Source organism: Cellulophaga algicola DSM 14237 (assembly GCF_000186265.1).
Taxonomy (GTDB): Bacteria; Bacteroidota; Bacteroidia; order Flavobacteriales; family Flavobacteriaceae; genus Cellulophaga; species Cellulophaga algicola.
In genome coordinates, this window is the sequence record NC_014934.1 from 343,417 (window position 1) to 367,235 (window position 23,819).

The following is a 23,819-nucleotide window of genomic DNA, read 5'->3' on the forward strand; positions in this document are numbered from 1 at the left end:
ATTACAGGAATATAACATTCCTATAACAGCTTTTCTACCCTCATTATTACTCCATTTGCATAAAAACATCTGTAAAAAGATTTATTTTAATCGTTATTAAAAGGTTATTTTTGATGCCTAAAAAATTTATCATGCAGGAAGAAATAAATAAATGCATCGAAATTCTTTCTAAAGGCGGTTTAATTCTATACCCAACAGACACTGTTTGGGGTATTGGTTGTGATGCTACTAATGAGGAAGCTGTTGCTAAAATATACGCATTAAAAAAGCGTGAGAATACCAAGACAATGATTTGTTTGGTTGCTAATGATTTCATGTTAGAAAAGCATGTAAGCGCAGTACCAGAGGTAGCTTATGACATCATAGATTTAGCCACAAAACCCACTACAATTGTTTATGACAACCCAAAAGGTGTAGCAAAAAATTTAGTCGCAGAAGATAATACCTTAGCTATTCGAGTAGCGTCAGATAAATTTTGCCAATACTTAATTAGTAATTTTAAAAAACCTATAGTTTCTACTTCTGCAAATATTGCTGGAGAAACTACACCTCAAACTTTTCAAGAAATTTCCATTGCAATTTTAAAAGGTGTAGACTATGTGGTAAATTTGCACCAAGATCAAAATTCAGGAACACCTTCATCTATAATTAAACTCGGGAATGATGGAGTTGTAAAAATAATCCGAGAATAGCATGACGCATACAAATCACGAGCAAGCTCTACTAAATCCGATTTTCAAGATAATTTCTACTGCAGCTAAAGAATTAAACCTAGACTGCTACGTTATTGGTGGTTTTGTACGTGACTATCTATTAGCAAGAGGTACCGCAAAAGATATTGATATTGTAGCCATTGGTAGCGGTATAGAATTAGCTAAAAAAGTAGCTAGTAAACTTAAAGGCAAACCAGAAGTTTCTGTTTTTAAGAATTTTGGTACTGCCATGATTAAATATGAAGATATTGAATTAGAATTTGTGGGTGCCAGAAAAGAGAGCTATCATGAAGATAGTAGAAAACCGGTCGTAGAAGACGGTTCTCTTGAAGACGATCAAAAAAGAAGAGATTTCACCATCAATGCATTGGCAATTTCTTTAAATGAGCCTACTTACGGCACACTATTAGATCCTTTTAATGGTATTCAAGATCTAGAAGATAAAATAATAAAAACACCATTAGCACCTGGGATTACCTACTCTGATGATCCTTTGCGAATGATGCGTGCCATCCGATTCGCTACGCAACTAGATTTTAAAATTGAAGACATATCTTTAAACGCTATAACAGAACATAAAGACCGAATAAAAATAATTTCTAAGGAACGTATAGTAGACGAACTACATAAAATATTAGCGAGTAAAATACCTTCGTTAGGGTTTTCTTTACTTCATAAAACAGAATTATTAGGCTATATTCTTCCTGAACTTACCGCCTTACAGGGTATTGAAGAAATAGAAGGGCAACGCCACAAAGATAATTTTTGGCATACCTTAGAGGTTGTAGATAATATTGCCCTAAATACAGATAATGTATGGCTACGTTGGGCTGCCCTACTCCATGATATTGGAAAAGCTCCTACGAAACGTTTTGATAAAAAAATTGGGTGGACCTTCCATAGCCATGAATTTATAGGCTCTAAGATGGTCTATAAGTTATTTAAAAGATTACGCATGCCTTTGAATGATAAAATGAAATTCGTTCAAAAAATGGTTTTATTGAGTTCTAGACCTATTATCTTATCGGAAGATTTTGCAACAGACTCTGCCGTACGTCGGTTAATTTTTGATGCAGGTGAGAATATAGAAGATTTAATGACTTTATGTGAAGCAGACATCACCACCAAAAATCCTAAAAAACAAAAACGCTATCAAAATAATTTCAAATTGGTCCGCCAAAAAATAGTTGAAGTAGAAGAACGTGATCATGTGCGTAATTTTCAACCTCCTATTAGTGGCGAACAAATAATGGAAACCTTCAACCTAAAACCTTCTAAAGAAATAGGCATTATTAAGGAAGCAATCAAAGAAGCAATCCTTGAAGGTGAAATCCCTAACGAGTATGATGCGGCTTACCAATTTATGCTTAAAAAGGGTGAAAAAATTGGTCTTACAAAGTAACACGCTTTACTTCCTTTTTTTTTAAGAGACTAAACAGAAATCTTAGCTCCATTTATTTTATACATTTTTTTTTATTGCGGTGATAACATAGAGTCTTCAATAAACGCATATGAAGCTAATAGCAACACCACAAATTCTATAAAGCAAAAACGCTGCCAAAATAGCTACAAAGTTGTAAGACAAAAAAATGTTGCAGTAGAAAAACGTAATCATGTAAGAAATTTTCAGCCACTTATTAGTGGTAAAGAAATAACGGAGCCGTTTTATATAAACCCGTCTAAAGAAATCAGAATTATAAAATAAATATTTCTTGAAGGCGAAATAAAACGATATAGCTTATCAATGTGTACTTCAAAAAGACAGTGAAATAGGGACAGCATCGACCAAATAACAAGTTCACAACTACCTGGGAATTTTTCATTTATTGTAATATGGCACTAATTTAATAACCGTTCACCTACACTTATTTGTATTTCACATACACTTCACTACAATCAGCCAACATAAATTCATTTAACAGTTTCTTCATAATTATATTTGGTACTTACCTTTTTATTTTAGTAAATTTCCTACAATTTATAAAGTAAATAACTATAAACCAAAACATTTTTCCTTCCCAAGTCAGGAAAACATTAAACAGTATTCCATGAAAAAAGCATTAAAAACCTTTTTATTGCCTATTGCTGCTTTGTTATTTTTTTCAATAAATAGTAACGCACAAATCAATAGTAACCGATACACGGTTAACTTGACACCTGAAAATTTGGCTACCTGTGGAGGCGTCAACAATTCTCTTGAAGAAGTTTTCATAAGAGGTAATAACCCTACGTGTCATGACTTTAGTATTACTTTTGATCTTCCGCCTGGTGTAGAATATGTGGCAGGGACAGCAAGTATAACTTCGCAAACAGATTCATTTGGAAATCCAATTACTTCGGCAACGAAAATATATACTATTGGAGAAGGAGGCACACCCTCTGACCCAATTTTCACTATTTTACGAGATAGTGATGCTACATGGGATAATGGGGACGAAGTGACTTTTACTTTTGAACGTAGTGCAAATTGTGATGCGGTAGCGCATTCTAATTCAGGTGGACTGTTCAAAGATGCTCATACCATTAACTTTCAAGACATTAATGGAGCCAATTCAGATTCTGATACGGAAGTAACTTTATCTTCATATCCATTATTGGCCGCTTCACTAAATATTTCTGCCATACCTACCGTCAATGCTAACGTAGGGGATACGTATACAAGAGATATTACTTTAGCGCAAGGGGGTAATGGGTGTACAGAAAAATTCACCTATTATGTAGATATCGGTGAAGATGTAGATGACGTTTATGAACTATATTATTTAGAAAGTCCGTCAAACCCAATTCTTTTAACTCCTGAATCTAAAGTAGGTCAAATTTGGACATATATAATTGACTTAAATGCCGCTTTCTTAAATACTACTTTAAATCCTGTATTTAATGGTAATGTGGGTAACGGTGATAATTGTTTTGATAATGGCGAAGTAATTATTTTCCAGGAATCTTTTAGGGTAGATGACTGTTTAGATACCGCTATTGTTCATAATACGTATTGGGGCTGTAGCCCTGGCGAAACTTGCCAAGCAGCTGAAAGCCAAACAGGTTCTGTAAACTTTGGAGCTAATGTTCCGGAAATAGCTATAACAAAAATAGGTACAACTACGCCAGATTTATGTCAGGCAGTAACCTATACCGTACAAATAGAAAACACAAAATTAACAGCAGGGTCTATGGCCCTAGACGTTGGAATAAATTTAGGTTTAGGAGCTAACACCACACCAATTTCAACAGCTGCAAGTAATACTCTATGGGACTTTGACTACCATGGAACAAGAAGTGTTTCTAATTTTAGATTTGGTACTAATCCAACTTTTAACCCGGATAATAGAGCAAGTACAAGCTTTCCGACTAGAGGTTCTGGTAATACGATATCTATTCCTCCAAATTTTTTCAGCTCTGATCCCGACGGACCTGGTGGCTTTGATGATTTGGATAACGACGGCTTTTATGATGATTTGCCTCCTGGTGCTTCTACGCAGCTCTCTTTTGACTTTGCTATTGCTCCTAAAGACAATTGTGGAACAGGAACTTACAATTACATGGAATGGGAACATACCTACTTTGATGCTTATTTCAAAGATCAATGTAAAAGTGATAGATTACCAGAACGTATAGATCTTAATTACTTTAATATTATTAGAGATTACAGAAGTGTAACTGAAGTTGAAGCTCCTACCGATATTGTTAACAATGAAGATTTCGTAATAAGAATTGCACCTTCAATCCAAGCAAATGGAAATGGAACCCCACTTATTGGTGGTCAACCTTTATTTTCTACTGGCAATAACTCTACATGGAGCGTAACGATTACAGTACCTACGGGAATGGCTTTGCAAGGTTCAGTACCAACTGGTTTTACACAATCTGGAAACCAAATTACATATACAACTACAGATATTAGTGGTCCTGAATATAAAGAATGGGTAGAATTCCCTTTAACCTTTACCTGCGGTCCAAATGGGGTGCAAGCTATTCCTTATACTACAAACTATACGGCAACAAGTGGTGGTAATGTTTGTTGGTCTCAAGATATTCATTGTGGTACAGTAAACATATACACGCATTGCCCAGGTGGTTGTGTTGGTCCTGCAATTGAAGGCTTTACGGCCAGAAGACTTACCGCTGGTTGGACAGATGATACCATGACCACTAAAGTTATTTTAGATGACAATACAGATGGTATCAAGAAATATTTAGCAGGTGATCAAATGAAGATTACGACTACAGCTTCTATCAACAGTATTTCTTTAGATAATCTATATTTCGATTTGACCTATGATACTTTTAGCGCAGCAGCAGGTGGATCAGGAATCATAACATTAGTAGATTCGAAAATTACCATCATTGATAATAGTGCTGGCACATCAGATTCGCGTGCAATTACTACGGCTCCAGTTTTAACAACCAACGGTACTACGGAGCATATGCTCAGTTTTGATTTAAGCGATGAAAGAGATGTAATAAGTGCTGCTTATTTATATGAAGGGGATGCTACAAATAGAGATATTGTAGAAGTTGAATTGACTTTTGAGTTTAGTAAAGATTTTAAAGACATTGATTATTTTGAACTAACCAATTTAAGAGGCGAATTTTTCGCTTTCACAGATTACCCGTCAAATACTGCGCTCAATAGAGTTGGCTGTGACACTTGGGGAGATAGGGCTTATTATTCACGCCCTAGAATTTATGGTAGTAACCAAACAAGAGCTACCAGCGGTTGTACTCCTTCTAATGGATGGCTATACTTCCAACATAATATGGCACCTAGTGATATGCATACAGATGAATACAGACCTCTTACCAATTGGACATCTACAGTAGTAGACATTCCTGAAGGGGCTAGATTTACTGGTAATGTTACATCCGCACAATTTCAAGGAGCTTATTCAACGACTAGTACAGATTTTATAGCTACAGAAAGTAATGGCCAGGTAATTATTACGCCAGGACCTAATTTTAAAAATAAGGATCAAACAGCATTAACGCAACCAAGATTCTATGTAGAATTTATAGGCACTTGTGAATCTCCTGCATCAGCTCGATATGACTATACCATAAATTATGACGATTTTGCGTATGCAACTCCAGTAAGTTCTAGCTTTACAAATACAAATACTTTTAATTATACCCAACCTACTTTTATTATACAATCTCCTTTACCAACAGTTAATGGTGATGCGTATACAGTATATTTTGATACCAACATAAGCAATACTAGTCCAGATGCTGTAGATTATAACTGGTTACAGGTTACTTCACCAGTGGGTATAAATATTACTAGTGCATTTTCTGTCAATGCGGGTGCTGAAACACCAGTTAACTTCTATCAATCTGGAGATAAAACTTGGATCGAAGCTGGTTCCGTTGCTTCGGGTGCAACAAAATCTATACGTTTCAAGGCAGACTTTGATGATTGTCAAGATCTAACTGTTCTTGTTGAGCATGGCTGGGATTGTTCAGGCTACCCTGGCTATCCAAATACAAGTATAGATACTTCTGACTTTCAAGGAGTGGGAGCAACATGTTATCAAAATTCTACTTCTATAACATTAGAGCCTAAAGGTTCACAAGTACAGGTAGCTATTACGAATCAACCTAGTATGTCACAAGATTTATGTACTCCGTTTGATATAGGAGTTGATGTTATTAGTGCACAACTGGCAGATTTAATAAATCCTTCACTACAGTTTGCCATTCCTGGAGGAGCTGGTGGTATTACTATAGTAACTACAAATGTTACTTATCCTAAAGGGTCTACTATTGCAACTGACACTCAGGCGGTAACAGTTACTATAGAAAACGGTATAGCCAAAGTAAATCTATTGGAACATACAGGTATACTTGCTTTAAATGGCATAAAGGGTAATCCTGCAGTCAACTCTATAAATGAAAGAACGGCACATGTTGATTTTGAAATTCAATTGGAGTGTGAATTTATTTCCAATTCTAAATTCACCTTTAAGGTATTCGGTGAAGAGCCGTGCGGTGATATTGCGGCTGGTAATGGTTCTAGAATAGTTTCTAATGCTATTCAGGCAAATGGCGCCGTAACTCCTTATAATGCAATAAGCAATATTTACTTACCTGGTTCGCCTATCCAAGGCTGCGGGGTAACAGATAATATCAATGTAGTTACTACAATTACGGACGGTACCACAGGTAGCTCAGATTTTGGAAAAATAATACTAAGATCTGGTCTAGAATATGTTGATGCCACCTTTGCAAGTGCAGATGGAGCTACATTCAATAGCATAGCAACTGTCGGAGACCATCAAGAATTAATATTGAACTATCCACCAGGTATTTCTGGAGGGTCTACGATAACTTTTAACTTTGATTTTATCACTACCAACGATGGTATTTGTGATGATGAAGCAGAAGTACAGATTGTAAACTATGTAAGCGTTACTGGCGTTACTTGTGCTACACCCAGTTCTACAAATAATTGCCCTGATTTTCAAGTTGCTACAGGTTCTTCTTATGAAATAATGCCTTTAGAAAAGCCAATTTTAGTTGGAACGGCAAATGAAAGTTTCTTTTCTGTAGATACTGGTAATAATTATGAATATCATTTAGCTCTAGATATTGAAAATACAGCTCTTGTAGATGCAGATGCTGGTTATGCGTATAGCGTATACTGTGCAGATGTTAATGGTGATATCGATGGCGCTGCTATCGCAACAGGTACCATAGCCGATGTAATTCCTAATTCGTCTACAATTACAGATGAAATAATATTCACTACTGCCGGTGCCGCTTGTACAGGTACTAATTTTATAGTAGAGTTTTTACCTTCAAGTACCAACTGTCAGTGCGAGGCTATCTTAATTCCTGTTTCTGTAGCTTCGGGTGCGCCATTAGATTTAGATGATGATAATGATGGTATACCAGATGTTATTGAAGTTTATAATGGCGATGCAGATGGTGACGGAACTTTAGATTATGAAGATCCAGATTTCTGTGCTGCAACCTTTGATGGTATTAATGGATGGGATTGTGCAACAATGGGCTTACCTGATCCAGATGATGATTTAGATGGCGACGGTACTCCAAACTACTATGACACAGATTTCCTAACTTGTGGCGGATTAAATGCGAACGGTATATGTATCAATTTTGATACAGATGGCGATGGTGTTCCAAATCAATTAGACCTAGATTCTGACAATGACGGTATTACTGACCTTGTTGAGGCAGGCTCAGGTAATATAGATGCAGATGGCAATGGTGTTATAGATATTATTACAGATATAGATAAAGATGGTCTTGCAGATGTAGTTGATAATGATACTACAGACGGACCAGAAGGTAGTGCACCTTGTACTCCACAAAATGGTTGTGTACAGGTAAACTCAACTTCAAATGTTTTTGATACAGATGGAGATGGTACTACTGATGATAGTGGAGATTTTGATGGCGACGGTATACTTAATGCTTACGATTTAGATAGTGATAATGATGGTATTTTAGATACGGTTGAAGCACAGACTACAAGTGGCTTTAATACCCCGGGTACTATTGATCCATTAACAGGTATTCCTGCAGTAGGGTCAGATACAGATGGTATTGATCCAATTGATACTGATGGTGACGGTAATCCAGATTACTTAGATTTAGATGCAGACAACGATGGTATCACAGATACTTTAGAAGCTGGTGGCGAAGATATTGATGGCGATGGTGCCGTAGATGGTTTTGTTGATGCTGATGGTAACGGTGTTGCCGATAGCGTAGATACTACTCCTTTACCAGATGAAGATTCTGATAACGACGGTATTCTAGACCGATTAGATTTAGATTCTGATAATGACGGAATTACAGATACTACCGAAGCTGGTGGTATGGACGGTGACGGTGATGGTATCATTGATACGTTCATGACCGATACCGATAATGACGGACTAGCAGATAGTGTAGATCCAGTGGGTCCTGCTACTCCAGGTACGCCAATTCCAAATCCAGATACGGATAATGATGGTTTAGATGATAGAATAGATTTAGATTCTGAAAATGATGGTATTCCAGATGTTATTGAAGCTGGTGGTTCTGATCCAGATAACGATGGTAGAATCGGTGCTGGTCCAATAGATGATACAGACGGAGACGGACTTTCAGATCTAGTAGATCCAGATGATAATACGACAACTGACTTTGCAGATGGTACAGGTACTCCATTACCAATTGATAATTTTGATAGTGATAGTGTTCCAAATCATTTAGATATAGATTCAGATAATGATGGTATTACAGATACTACAGAAGCTGGTGGTCTTGATGTTAATGGTGATGGTCTAGTAGATGGTTTTGATGATACCGCTACAACAGATGGTTGGGATGATGCTACGGCTTTATCTCCACTTCCAATACCAAATACAGATGGTACAGGTGGTGTAAACTATTTAGATATCGATGCTGATGATGATGGTATTCCAGATAACGTAGAAGCACAACCAACTGCTGGGTATATTGCTCCTGCAGATGCTGAAGCTGCTAACGGATTAGATACTAACTATCCTGTTGGTTTAACTCCTGTAAGTACAGATGGTGATTTAATTCCAGATTATTTAGATTCAGATTCTGATAATGATGGTATTGATGATGTTGTAGAAGCTGGTCAAGATACCATCACAGATCCTTTAGCCGATGCTGATAATGATGGCTTGAATGATGCTTTTGATGATACTCCTGGTAACGATGTAAATAATGATTTAGATACTGGTGCAATTGCAACAGATAATGTAGATGATTTAGATACTGCTGAGGTTGATTTTAGATCGATATTAGATTCAGATAATGATGGTATTATGGATACTGTTGATATTGATGATGATAATGATGGAATCTTAGATAGTGTTGAATGCGCTTCTGTGAACCCTTCTGGAAAAACAGTAACACCTTATGCTAATTTACTACAAATATTTTCTTTTACACCTACAGTAACTTTAAATGGAAACTCTACTACCTCAAGTTTAACTACTCCTTTTGGTACAGTAATAGCTACTATAACTCATTCCGGTAATCCTATAGAATCTATAAATACTTCTGCAGTAAGACCTGCTGGGACTTTTTTAGATATTAAAAGTAATCCTAATGATGATGGGTTTAGAGGAGTAAATTCTGGAGGTAGTTATACCTTAACATACGATTTTGATAAACCTATTGATGTTTTCTTTTTTGATGCCGAAGCAAGTGTTAGCGGAGAAAATTACTCCACAAGTACAAACGGAAATGCTTTTGAAATTATAGATAGTAAAAATATTAATTTTGCAACAATAACTGGATTAGGTACTAAAAACATTAATGTAGCAGCCAATAATACTACAATAGCTGATGCACCTGTTATCCTTTTTGTTTCTAAAAACACTACCCAAATTACCTTTAACATTTCTCAGTTACCTGGTGGAAAAACAGGAATGGGAGTAGGTTTATTTTCTTCTTTATGTATTGATACAGACGGTGATGGTATTCCAGATAGTATTGACTTGGATTCTGATAATGATGGTATTCCAGATTCTATAGAAGCTGGTGGTACAGATACAGATGGTGATGGTCATATAGACTACCCAATTGCGGGTGACCCAACTTCTATGACAGATATCAATAATGATGGTCTTGCAGATGAAATTGCAGATACTCCTTTACCAGATGAAGATTCTGATGGTGACGGTATTGAAGATAGAATAGATTTAGATTCAGACAATGATGGTATTCCAGATGTAACAGAAGCTGGTGGTCCAGATGCAGACAACGATGGTGTTATAGATACTTTCGCTACAGATACAGACCGTGATGGTTTGGCTGATAGTGTTGACCCTGCAGATGCAACTACTCCTGGTACGCCTTTAGAAAGTCCTGATACAGATGATGACGGATTTGATGATAGAATAGATACAGATTCTGATAATGATGGTATTCCAGATGTAACTGAAGCTGGTGGTTCAGACCCAGATAACGATGGTGTTATTGGAACAGGAACTATTGATGATGCAGATGGTGACGGACTTTCAGATATCGTAGATACAGATGATAATACAAGTCCTACGGCTACAGATGGTCCTGGTACCGCTTTACCAATCGATAATTTTGATGGTGATGCTAATCCTAACCACTTAGATATAGATGCTGATAATGATGGTGTTCTTGATCTAGTTGAAAATGGAACAGGTCCTTTAGATACCAATAACGATGGTGCTATTGACAGTACTGATGATGTATTCTTAGATGCAAATGATAATGGTCAAGCTGATGCTACAGAAGGTACAGCCCCATTAAATACAGATACAACAGGTGGTGCAAACTATGTTGATATTGATGCAGATGATGATGGTATTCCAGATAATGTAGAAGCACAAACTACGGCAGCTTATGATGCTCCAGATGATGCTTTTGACGCTGAAGGTTTAGATACTCAATATCCAGGTGGAATTACACCTGCAGATACGGATAATGATTTAATTCCTGATTACTTGGATCCAGATTCTGATGATGACGGTACGCCAGATGTTATTGAAGCTGGTCAAGGAACATTAACTGATCCTTTAGCTGATGCAGACGGTGACGGATTAAATGATGCTTTTGATGATACACCGGGTACAGATGTAAACAATGATTTAGATACTGGTGCAATTGCAACAGACAACGAAGATGATTTAGATACCGCTGAGGTTGATTTCAGATCTATATTAGATCGCGACCAAGATGGTATTATGGATATCGTTGATTTGGATGATGACAATGATGGTATTTCAGATTTAGATGAAGCCAACGGAGTTGACCCAAGTGCTGATGATGATGGCGATGGAATCGTAAATTATTTCGATGATGCTCCTGCTGATCCATTAGTTGGTGATGTAAACGGAATTGTTGAGCCAGCATTCGACTTTGATGGTGATGGTATTCCAAATCACTTTGATATTGATGCTGATAATGACGGAATCTTTGATGTATATGAAGCTGGCAATGATGCTTTAGATACTAATAATGATGGTGTTATCGATGGTGTTGATGACAATTTTGAAGATAATGATAACGATGGTCAGGCTGATAGCTCTGAAACTACTTCACCTATCAATACTGATACGACAGGTAATGCAGATTTCTTGGATATTGATGCAGATGACGATGGTATTCCAGATAACGTAGAAGCACAACCTACTACAGGTTATGTTGTTCCTGCAGATGCTTTTGATTTCAATGGTGTAGATACTAACTACCCTAACGGATTAAGACCTGAGTATACAGATACAGATCTTACTCCTGATTATTTGGATACTGATTCTGACGATGATGGTACGCCAGATGCAGTGGAAGCGGGTCAAGGTGCAATTACAGATCCATTGGCTGATGCTGACGGTGACGGATTAAATGATGCTTTTGATGATACACCAGGTAACGATGTCAATAATGATTTAGATACAGGTGCAATAGCAACCGATAATGTGGATGATGTTGATACTGCTGAGGTTGATTTTAGATCTATATTAGATTTTGACCAAGATGGTATTATGGATATTGTTGATTTAGATGACGATAACGATGGTATCTCAGATGTAGATGAAGCCAATGGAGTTGACCCAAGTGCTGATGATGATGGCGATGGAATCGTAAATTATTTAGATGATGATCCTGCTGATCCACTTGTTGGTGATGTAAACGGAACAACAGAACCAGCATTTGATTTTGACGGTGACGGTATTCCTAATCACTTTGATATCGATGCTGATAATGACGGAATCTATGATGTATACGAAGCTGGTAACGATGCTTTAGATACGAATAATGATGGTGTTATTGATGGTCTTGATACTGGTTTTGAAGATAATGATAATGATGGTCAGGCAGATAGTTCAGAAACTACTTCGCCTATCAATACAGATATGACAGGTAATGCAGATTTCTTAGATATTGATGCCGATGATGATGGTATTCCAGATAACGTAGAGGCACAACCAACAACTGGTTATGTGGTTCCTGCAAATACTTTTGATGTTAACGGTGTAGATACAAACTACCCTAACGGATTAAGACCTGAGGATACAGATACAGATTTAACTCCAGATTATTTGGACGATGATTCTGATAACGATGGTATTTCAGATATGCTGGAAGCTGGACAAGGTACTCTTGTAGATCCTTTAGCCGATGCTGATGCAGATGGATTGAACGATGCTTTCGATGATACCCTAGGTACAGATGTAAACAATGATTTGGATACTGGTGCAATTGCAACAGATAACGAAGATGATACAGATGTGGCTGAGGTAGATTTTAGATCAGTACTTGATTTCGATCAAGATGGTATTCCTGATACGGTAGATCTTGATGATGATAACGATGGTATTTCAGATTTAGATGAGGCTAACGGAATCGATCCAAGTGCAGATGATGATAACGATGGTGTTCCAAACCATTCCGATGATGATCCTGCTGATCCACTTGTTGGTGATGTAAACGGAACAACGGAACCAGCTTTTGATTTTGACGGTGACGGTATTCCAAATCATTTTGATATTGATGCTGATAATGACGGAATCTTTGATGTGTACGAAGCTGGTAATGATGTTTTAGATACTAATAATGATGGTGTTATTGATGGTCTTGATACTGGTTTTGAAGATAATGATAACGATGGTCAGGCAGATAGTTCAGAAACTACTTCGCCTATCAATACAGATACGACAGGTAATGCAGATTTCTTAGATATTGATGCAGACGACGATGGTATTCCAGATAACGTAGAAGCGCAGCCAACAACTGGTTATGTGGTTCCTGCAAATACTTTTGATGTGAACGGTGTAGATACAAACTACCCTAACGGATTAAGACCTGAGGATACAGATACAGATTTAACTCCAGATTATTTGGACGATGATTCTGATAACGATGGTATAAGTGATGTCTTAGAAGCTGGACAAGGAACTCTAGTAGATCCTTTAGCCGATGCTGATGCAGACGGATTAAACGATGCTTTCGATGATACCTTAGGTAACGATGTTAATAATGATTTGGATACTGGAGCAATTGCAACAGATAACGAAGATGATACAGATGTGGCTGAGGTAGATTTTAGATCAGTACTTGATTTTGATGGTGACGGTATCCCTGATACAGTAGATCTTGATGACGATAACGATGGCATCTCTGATTTAGATGAGGCTAACGGAATCGACCCAAGTGCAGATGATGATAACGATGGTGTTCCAAACCATTCTGATGATGATCCTGCTGATCCACTTGTTGGTGATGTAAACGGAACAACTGAACCAGCGTTCGATTTTGACGGTGATGGTATTCCAAATCACTTTGATATTGATGCTGATAATGATGGTATCGTAGATGTTGTGGAAGCTGGTAACGGTGACCTTGATACAAATAATGATGGTGTTATTGATGGTCTTGATACCGGTTTTGCTGATACTGATGATAACGGTCAGGCTGATGATTCAGAAGGAACGACTCCACCAAATACCGATGGTACAGGTGAAGCTAACTTCTTAGATATTGATGCAGATGATGATGGTATTCCAGATAATGTAGAGGCACAACCTACTGATACGTATACCGTACCAGCAGATGCTTTTGATGCAACCGGATTAGATACCAATTACCCAGGCGGAATTGAGCCAGAAGATACCGATATGGATGGTATTCCAGATTATATCGATACTGACTCAGATGCAGATGGTGTAAGTGATGCTTTAGAAGCAGGTCAAGGTACTATGACAGATCCATTAGCAGATGCTGACGGAGATGGTCTAAACGATGCTTATGACGATACACCGGGTAACGATGTAAACAATGATTTGAATACTGGTGCAATTGCTACGGATAACGAAGATGATGCTGATTTAACTCAGGTAGATTTTAGAGATATCCTAGACTTTGATAAAGATGGTATTCCTGATTATATAGACCTTGATGACGATAACGATGGCATCTCAGATGTAGATGAAGCTAACGGAATCGACCCAAGTGCAGATGATGATAACGATGGCGTTCCAAACCATTCTGATGATGATCCTAACGATCCATTAATTGGTAATGTAAACGGAACAACTGAACCAGCATTTGATTTTGACGGTGATGGTATTCCTAACCACTTTGATATTGATGCCGATAATGATGGAATCTATGATGTGTACGAAGCTGGTAATGATGCTTTAGATACGAATAATGACGGTGTTATTGATGGTCTTGATACTGGTTTTGAAGATAATGATAACGATGGTCAGGCTGATAGTTCAGAAACTACTTCACCTATCAATACAGATACTACAGGTAATGCAGATTTCTTAGATATCGATGCCGATGATGATGGTATTCCTGATAATGTAGAAGCACAAACAACTGCTGGGTATATTGTTCCTGCAAATACTTTTGATGTTAACGGTGTAGATACAAACTACCCTAACGGATTAAGACCTGAGGATACGGATACAGATTTAATTCCTGATTACTTAGACTTAGATTCAGAAGATGATGGTATTTCAGATATGCTAGAAGCTGGTCAAGGAATTATGACTAATCCTTTAGCAGATGCTGACGCAGATGGTCTTAACGATGCTTTTGATGATACCCCAGGTATTATTGTAAACAATGATTTAAATACAGGAGCAATTGCTACTGATAACGAAGATGATACAGATGTAGCTGAGGTTGACTTTAGATCAATGTTAGATAGCGACGAAGATGGTATTCCTGATACTATTGATCTTGATGACGATAATGATGGTATTTCTGATTTAGATGAAGCTAACGGAATCGACCCAAGTGCAGATGATGACAATGATGGTGTTCCAAACCATTCCGATGATGATCCTAACGATCCATTAATTGGTAATGTAAACGGAACATCTGAACCAGCATTTGATTTTGACGGTGATGGTATTCCTAACCACTTTGATATTGATGCCGATAATGATGGTATCGTAGATGTAGTGGAAGCAGGTAACGGTGCACTTGATACAAATGGAGATGGTGTTATTGATGCTAATGATACTGGTTTTGCAGATGCAAACAATGATGGTCAAGCAGATAGTTCAGAAGGAACAGTACCACCAAATACAGATGGTACAGGTGAAGCTAACTTCTTAGATATTGATGCTGATGATGACGGTATTCCAGATAACGTAGAAGCGCAGCCTACCTTAGCGTATGTTGTTCCTGCCGATGCTTTTGATGCAAGCGGATTGGATACGAACTACCCAGGCGGATTGGTGCCGGAAGATACGGACGGTGACGGAACTCCAGATTACTTAGACCTTGATTCTGAAGATGACGGTGTGCTAGATATTGATGAAACAGATGAAGGTACTTTTACAGGTGTTGATTCTGATAATGATGGTCTAGATAACGGCTTTGACAGAACTCCTGGTAACGATGTAAACAACGATTTGGATACAGGTGCCGATGGTACTGACAATGACGACGATGCAACGACACCAGAAGTAAACTTTAGAGAAATAGGTGACAGTGATGGTGACGGTGTTCTTGATACGCAAGAAGAAGCAGACGGTACAGATAAAAATGACCCATGTGACTACGTAATAGAGAATATTACGCTTGATTTCTCAGGTGATTATCTAGTTGCAGATTGTGACGGTGATGGTGTTCTTAATGGGCAAGAGCTTGACGATGATACCAACCCAGAAGATCCTTGCGATTATGATGAAGGCAGTATTACCGTTGAACAAGGTGGCGATTATTTGATCTCTGATTGTGATGAAGATGGTCTAACCACTTCTCAAGAATTAGCGATAGGTACTGATCCAGATGTAGCAGATACTGATGGGGATACCATTCTAGATGGTCAAGAAATAACAGACGGTACTGATCCATTGGATCCTTGTGATTCTATTGGTGGGGTCCCTACCCTAGCAGCTGGTTGTACACCGGAAGTGGTAGACTCTGGTATTGCTGTTACCAATGAAATTCTAACTCCTGATAATGATGGTATAAATGATTTCTTTAGGATTGAAAACATTGAGTCTTTCCCGAACAATACGGTTCAAATTTATAACCGTTGGGGAGTGGTAGTCTATGAAATGGCCGGGTATGATAATCAATCTAACGTATTTAGAGGTATCTCTAATGGTAGAGTAACTATCAGTACAGATTCTGAATTACCAGTAGGGGTTTATTTTTACGTAATCAAATACGTTAAAGACAATGAAAACCTAAGTAAAGCTGGATATTTATACATTAACCGATAATAAGCATTAATCATTAAGAATAAAACATGAAAAAATATTTGATCATAGCACTCTTTGTCTTTGCAGGGACCACCACTCTCTCTGCACAGCAAGATGCACAATACACACAGTACATGTACAATACCATCTCGGTGAATCCTGCTTATGCAGGATCACGAGGGGTACTGAGCATTGCTGCTTTACACCGCTCACAATGGGTGGGCCTTGATGGCGCGCCAACTACGCAAACCCTAAATATACATGCTCCTGTTTCTAGAAGAATAGGTTTAGGACTTTCTATCGTAAATGATGAAATAGGAAATGGCACCAATCAAGATACGTATTTTGATGCCGCATTTTCCTATACCATCCCTACTTCTGAAGAAGGTAAACTTTCATTTGGACTGAAAGCAGGAGGACATTTCTTAAACATCGATTTCTCTAAACTTAGAAATTATGGTGCAGAAAGTAATTTGCCTAATGTAGATAATAAATTCTCTCCTAATTTTGGAGCAGGGGTATATTACCATACCGATAAGTTTTACTCTGGACTATCTCTTCCTAACTTTTTACAAACAGAACATTTTGATAGTGCAGGAACCAATAGCTCCTCTTTCTTAGCAGAAGAGCGTTTGAATATTTACTTTATAACAGGTTATGTATTTGATTTAAATCCCAACCTAAAATTCAAACCTGCAGGTCTTGTAAAAGCTGTAAAAGGAGCGCCTTTACAAATAGATGTCTCGGCTAACTTCCTCATTAATGATAAATTTTCTGTAGGAGCTGCATACCGTTGGGATGCTGCAGTGAGTTTATTGGCAGGATTCCAAATCTCTGAACAGTTAATGCTAGGATTAGCGTACGATAAAGAAACAACAGATCTTGGGGCTACCCGCTTTAACGATGGGTCTTTTGAAATCTTCTTACGCTATGAATTCTTAACGCGATACAAAAAAGTAATTACACCTAGATTCTTTTAAGACTATTAACATGAAAATTAACTTATCACATATTGTTCTCTATACTGCCTTTGCGTGCTTTGGCTTGCAAGCACAGGAAAAACAAGTGGAAAAAGCGCAATCTAAATTTAATAGTTTTGATTATGCAGATGCTATTAGTACGTATGAAGATTTAATCAAAGAAGGATATTCTTCTGAAGAAGTCTATAAAAATCTTGGAGATGCAAACTATATGAATGCTCAATACAAAGAGGCATCAACTTGGTATCAAAAATTGTTTGAACTGGAAAATACTACGATTGATTCTGAGTATCTGTACCGGTATGCTCAAACCTTAAAATCTTTGAAAGAATATGATGCCTCGGATGCCTGGATGGAAAAATTTGACCAAGCAAAAGCTACTGATGGCCGTGCTCAAAAATTTAATAGCGAAAAAGACTATCTAACCGCTATCAAAGAAAATTCTGGTCGCTACACCATTAAAAATTTACCAATCAATTCTAAAGAATCTGACTTCTCTCCTGCTTTCTATGAAAATGAATTAATATTTTCTTCTGCAAGAGATTCAGGAACCGTAACCAAAACAATTCACCTTTGGAACAGAAAATCATTCTTAAACTTATACAAAACAACGGTAACAGAGAATGATGATTTTACAACCCCTACAAAGCTTTCTAAAACAGTGAATAAAAAAGCACATGAATCTTCTCCTGTTTTCACTAAAGATGGTCAGACTATGTACTTTACCCGAAATAATTTTAAAAATGGAAGCTTTTCTAGAGATGAAGAAGGTGTGAGCCATTTAAAATTGTACAAAGCAACTTTAAAGGACGGGGCATGGACAGATATTACTGCATTGCCTTTTAATGGAGAAGACTATTCTACGGCACACCCTGCATTAAGTACGGATGAAACTAAATTGTATTTTGCTTCGGACAGACCCGGAACTATAGGGGCTTCTGATATTTTTTATGTGACTATTAATACTGATGGCTCTTATGGAACTCCAGTCAACTTAGGAAGCTCTGTAAATACAGAATCTAGAGAAACGTTTCCTAATATTTCTGATGCAGCTATTTTATATTTCGCCTCAGACGGACATCCTGGATTAGGAGGCTTAGATGTTTTCGGAATTGATTTAGCCGAATTAGAACGAACGAAAGCAAAGAACTTAGGGCAACCTTTAAATAGTGAGCAGGATGATTTTTCATACATTATCAATGACACAACTAAAAAAGGCTATTTTGCTTCTAACCGTGAACATGGTGTAGGTAGTGATGATATTTACAGTTTTTCAGAATCAAAAGCCCTAGACTTTAACTGTTACTCAAATTTAAAAGGCATCGTAAAAGATGAAAAAACAAAAGAAATAATAGCTGATGCTATATTAAATATCACCAATGCAAACGGTGAAATTATAGGAAAAGGTATTTCTGATTCTGAAGGAAACTTTGATCTAGACAGCTCTTGTGAAAAAGGAACATATACCATCATCACCTTAAAAGAAAATTACGCAGAAGCAACTACCGCAGTTGAAATAGGAACAAACTTAGAAATCAATAATATTGAAATTTTTCTTATTTCTAATTTTGCTCCCGCAGATTTAGGAGCAGATCTTGCTAAAAAATTAAATTTAGAGAAAATCTATTTTGATTTTGATCAATCTTATATTAGAAAAGATGCACAAATAATAATGGAAAAGGTCATAGCTTATTTAAACCAATACCCAAATACTAAAATAAGAATTGGTTCTCATACAGATGCTATAGCAAATGATGCCTATAACAGTAGGCTTTCTGAACGAAGAGCCAAAGCTACCTATGAGTACTTAGTGAAGAAAGGTATTGCTGCTTCCCGATTAACATTCAAAGGATTTGGCGAGACGCAATTAAACAACGAATGTAAAAACACCGTTAACTGTAGCGCTGAAAAACACCAACTCAATAGAAGATCTGAGTTTATTGTTATAGAATAACAAACTCCTACTCTAAAAAAGCGGAAAATCTCTGTGTGAGAATTTCCGCTTTTTTATTTTAACACCCCTTGAAACATCCCCAAACTTTCTTCATAAATTGAGCAAAGAGTAGTAATTTTGTAAAATAAAAAAGTGAATGCAAAAGTACTTTAGAAAAATAGCCCAAATAACCTTAGTATTGGTGTATTTGGTGATCGTAGCAGGAGCTGTCGTGCGCATGACGGGGAGTGGAATGGGATGTCCTGATTGGCCTAAATGTTTTGGATATTACATACCTCCTACAGATGAATCTGTTTTGAAATGGGAAGAAAATAAAGATTTTGAAAAGGGTCAAGTAATTATTCACCGTGAAGCTTTAAAAGTTGCTAAATCAGACTTTACGACCTCAGCAACCTACAATACATCTAATTGGGAGAATTACACCAAACACGATTATGCTATTTTTAATGTTTGGCATACCTGGATTGAATATATTAATAGACTTTTTGGAGCACTAGCTGGTTTTGGCACCCTTATACTTGCAATTTGTTCTTTTGGATATTGGAAAAAAAGTAAGCTTATAACAATACTCTCTTGGCTGGTAGTTTTCGGGATGGGGTTTCAAGCATGGTTAGGAGCTACAGTTGTCTATTCTGTATTAGAACCTGTTAAAATTACCGTACATATGGTCATGGCTCTTGTAATTGTAGCTATGTTAATCTATATTATTTATAAAACTGCTGTAGCAGGTAAAGAGCAGAACGCAAATCCTAACTTATTAAAACTACTTTGGGCTTCTTTAATAGCTACCCTTATCCAAATTATAATAGGAACTCAAGTACGGCAATTTGTAGACTTGCAAATAGATATTTTTGGAGAAAACGCTAAAAATCAATGGCTACTGAATCCCAATATTCAATTCTACATCCATAGAACTTTTTCCATTTTTGTAGCTTTATTAAATCTATATATCGCATATCTAATTTACAAGTTTGGAGTAGGCTTTGAAAAAATAAGATGGGTATTATTATTATTATTGTTAGAAATTGTATCAGGAATAACCATGTATTATATAGATTTTCCTTTTGGCAGTCAGACCTTTCACATGGTTGTAGCGTCTATTCTTTTTGGCGTGCAATTCTATTTGGTTTTAGAGGCCTCAAAAACTAAATCAAACCCTAATTCTTTGTAACTTTGTACCCCTAAAAAAATCAACATAATGATTTATAAGATTCGAATAATTTTAGATACAAAGGAAGATATCTTTAGAGACATTGAAATTGAGGCAAGTACCACGCTAGAAGATTTTCATAATGCCATAACCCAAGCTTTTGGGTTTTTAGGTAATGAAATGGCATCTTTCTATACTTGTGATGAAGAATGGATTCAAGATGAAGAGATTGCTTTACATGACATCAGTGAAAATGGTTCTGATATTCGTTTAATGAACGAAACGTTTCTAGAAGATATTATCACAGAAGACACCCCTAAACTTATCTATGTCTATGATTTTTTAAGTATGTGGACCTTCTTTGTAGAGCTAGCAGATATTGTTCCTAAAGAAGATGGTAGAACCTATCCTAACATATTATTTAGTTTTGGTGAATTACCAGATTCTCCTCCTGAAAAAAAATTTGAGGCTGACCCCTCTTTTGATTTTGATGATACTTTTGACAATTATGACGATTTAGATTTTGATGAAAACTGGAATTAAGACTATCCTTTTTTTATTTACCGTAAATACACTAAAAAGCAAAAACACTAATTTACTTTTATATAAACTATGATTAATTTATACGCGACTCAAATAGAAAGTATCTCGCTTCATCGTGTGGGTAACAAAAATAAAAACGAAGCTATTTTCTTATCAGAAACACCGCATAGTTTAAATGATGAAACTACAGGTCTATTAAAAGAATATTTCTTTAAACCTTTTAGAGAAAAAGAAGAAAACTACTTCAACTTTGCTAATGATGTTGACGTAGAATTCAATGAGATGTATAAAATTACTTCTGAAATTTTTGCTGATCCAGATAGTATTCATGCAAATTCGAAAAAAATTGCTTCATACTTATATGAACAATCTAACCACCCACACATTAAAAGTGGTGAGGTTTATGTTGCCCATCTAAGTGGTGTACTTTTAGATAATGTAAAAGTAGATGCCATTGGTATCTTTAAAAGTGAATTAAAGCATGACTTTATTCAATTTGAAGAAAAGGGAAGTAATTTAGATATTGTTATTCAACAAGGTATTAACATTAATAAATTAGACAAAGGATGTTTAATTTTCGATACTGGAAAAGAAGAAGGGTATAAAGTCTTATCTGTAGATAGTAATAGGTATGATACTAAATATTGGCTAGAAGAATTTTTAGGTGTAGAACCACTTTCTGATGATAATTTTAAGACTAAAAACTATCTGAAATTTTGTCAGAACTTTGCAAAAGATGTGGTTTTGCCTGCGGAAGATAAACAGCAAGAAGTACTTTTCATGAACAGAGCAGTGAATCATTTTGCTAAAAATGATTCTTTTGAGGAAAGCAATTTCTTGAATGAAGTAATGGCAAATCCAGATTTGATTCCTGAATTTCAAAATTATAAGACAGAAAAAGGTCCTAAATTTAGCGTAGAGGATGTTTCTACATTTGATATTGCCAACAAAGCAGTGTCTGATGCTAGAAAAAAAATAAAGAATGTTATTAATTTAGATACCAATATTCAAATAAAACTAGACTTCATCAATCCAGAATCAGCAGAAAAATTTGTTGAAAAAGGATGGGATGAAGAAAAGCAAATGTATTACTATCTAGTGTATTTTAATAAGGAACAAAAAAGCTAATTAGTGTTAATTCTATGTTCCATGATTTGTTTCATGCTTACATCTTCATAATTACGTTTCACAAAATCTAGGGCGAGGTTTAATACTTCGCCCATTTTTTTGCATGTTTTAAAATCCATATCTAAGGTAAGTTCATAAATTTCTGATTTTAAACGCTCTGTATTTTCTTTTGTAGAAATAGTATCTACTAAACAAGCCTTTAACAATCTTTTTATTCTATTTCCTGAACTTTTCATTCTTTTAGCTACAATAGAACGTTCTTCTAATTTATATTGATCTACAGACTTAGATTGTAGTTTAGCCCTTACCAATTCTACCATTTGGTAATTCTCTTTAAAAAATTGAGGACGATACACCTTCAATTTCCCTTCATAACACTGTTGATCAAAATCTATAGCTCTAATTTTATACACGACATGATCAAAATCGTGCGTAGGTACTATTACATAATTATAAGAACGCATATCTCCTAAAAGGCGAATCATACATCGCTCATTAAATTTTACAAATTCTTTAGCCAATTGTGCTTTTTCAGATTCAGTACAGTTTGGAAGCATCTCTTTTATAAAAACATCTCCAGGAATACCTGCTATATGCTCTTCAATCAATGTATTTTTATAGACCAAAAAATTTAAATTATAAGGCGATAACATATGCTCTAACTCCAAACCATAAATCCGAGAAGCATCCGTTTTCTTTATATAAAAATAAGTGAAATTATCATTTAAAATATTCCTCACCTTTATTCTAAAGGGTTTAGAGTTACCAAACGTACAATAATCAACTGCATCAATATTTAAATATTGAAAAATATGATCACCTCCATCGGCTAATAAAATAGAATATACTTTTTTTAGACTTTCATCAATTTCTCGTCTTTCAAATTCTGAATAATACACACGCACCCAAAGGCTATCTTCGTCATTAGAATCATACACTACAATGGACCCCGAAAAACGAAGTAAATCCTCATAAAAAATAGGAATCTCAATATTTCGATTGTACAATTCCAAATAGGCATTTAGTTTCTTGCTCACAGGATAAGCAGGCTTCTTTTTCGACATTAACTTTTCTTCAGACATAAAAGCTGGCTAATTATATTGATTTCTTCTAAAGTTATTATTTATATTCAAAAAAACGAATAAAAAGCGCAAATAGCGT

9 protein-coding genes are annotated in these 23,819 nt (G+C 36.2%); 8 read left to right on the top strand and 1 reads right to left on the bottom strand.

All coding sequences use genetic code 11. From position 1 onward, the window contains the following. Window positions 1–131 precede the first annotated feature (131 nt). The 8 genes from CELAL_RS01560 to CELAL_RS01595 all read left to right on the top strand — a co-directional run bounded on the left by CELAL_RS01560 (window position 132) and on the right by CELAL_RS01595 (window position 22,658). On the top strand, window positions 132–692 hold the full coding sequence (locus CELAL_RS01560) for an L-threonylcarbamoyladenylate synthase (RefSeq protein ID WP_041557889.1): 561 nt from the start codon (window positions 132–134) through the stop codon (window positions 690–692). 1 nt (window position 693) lies between these two features. Beyond that, entirely contained in the window at window positions 694–2,115 is a 1,422-nt protein-coding gene (locus CELAL_RS01565) for a CCA tRNA nucleotidyltransferase (RefSeq protein ID WP_013549155.1), read from the top strand. A 646-nt stretch (window positions 2,116–2,761) separates the two neighbouring features. Beyond that, window positions 2,762–16,924, top strand: coding sequence for a T9SS type B sorting domain-containing protein (locus CELAL_RS01570; RefSeq protein WP_013549156.1), 14,163 nt, complete (start codon window positions 2,762–2,764; stop codon window positions 16,922–16,924). Between the two features lie 26 nt (window positions 16,925–16,950). Beyond that, window positions 16,951–17,883, top strand: a complete 933-nt coding sequence (locus tag CELAL_RS01575) for a PorP/SprF family type IX secretion system membrane protein (protein WP_013549157.1) — start codon at window positions 16,951–16,953, stop codon at window positions 17,881–17,883. A gap of 10 nt (window positions 17,884–17,893) precedes the next feature. Further along, entirely contained in the window at window positions 17,894–19,837 is a 1,944-nt protein-coding gene (locus tag CELAL_RS01580) for an OmpA family protein (RefSeq protein ID WP_013549158.1), read from the top strand. A 136-nt stretch (window positions 19,838–19,973) separates the two neighbouring features. Continuing rightward, on the top strand, window positions 19,974–21,008 hold the full coding sequence (locus CELAL_RS01585; protein WP_013549159.1) for a COX15/CtaA family protein: 1,035 nt from the start codon (window positions 19,974–19,976) through the stop codon (window positions 21,006–21,008). A 27-nt stretch (window positions 21,009–21,035) separates the two neighbouring features. Continuing rightward, window positions 21,036–21,530, top strand: a complete 495-nt coding sequence (locus CELAL_RS01590) for an IS1096 element passenger TnpR family protein (RefSeq protein WP_013549160.1) — start codon at window positions 21,036–21,038, stop codon at window positions 21,528–21,530. Window positions 21,531–21,599: 69 nt separating this feature from the next. Further along, entirely contained in the window at window positions 21,600–22,658 is a 1,059-nt protein-coding gene (locus CELAL_RS01595; protein WP_013549161.1) for a nucleoid-associated protein, read from the top strand. On the opposite strand, the gene CELAL_RS01600 is transcribed toward CELAL_RS01595, so the two are convergent. After that, complete coding sequence (locus CELAL_RS01600; protein WP_013549162.1) at window positions 22,655–23,740, bottom strand: hypothetical protein; 1,086 nt, start codon at window positions 23,738–23,740, stop codon at window positions 22,655–22,657. The genes CELAL_RS01595 and CELAL_RS01600 overlap by 4 nt on opposite strands. Window positions 23,741–23,819: the final 79 nt, after the last annotated feature.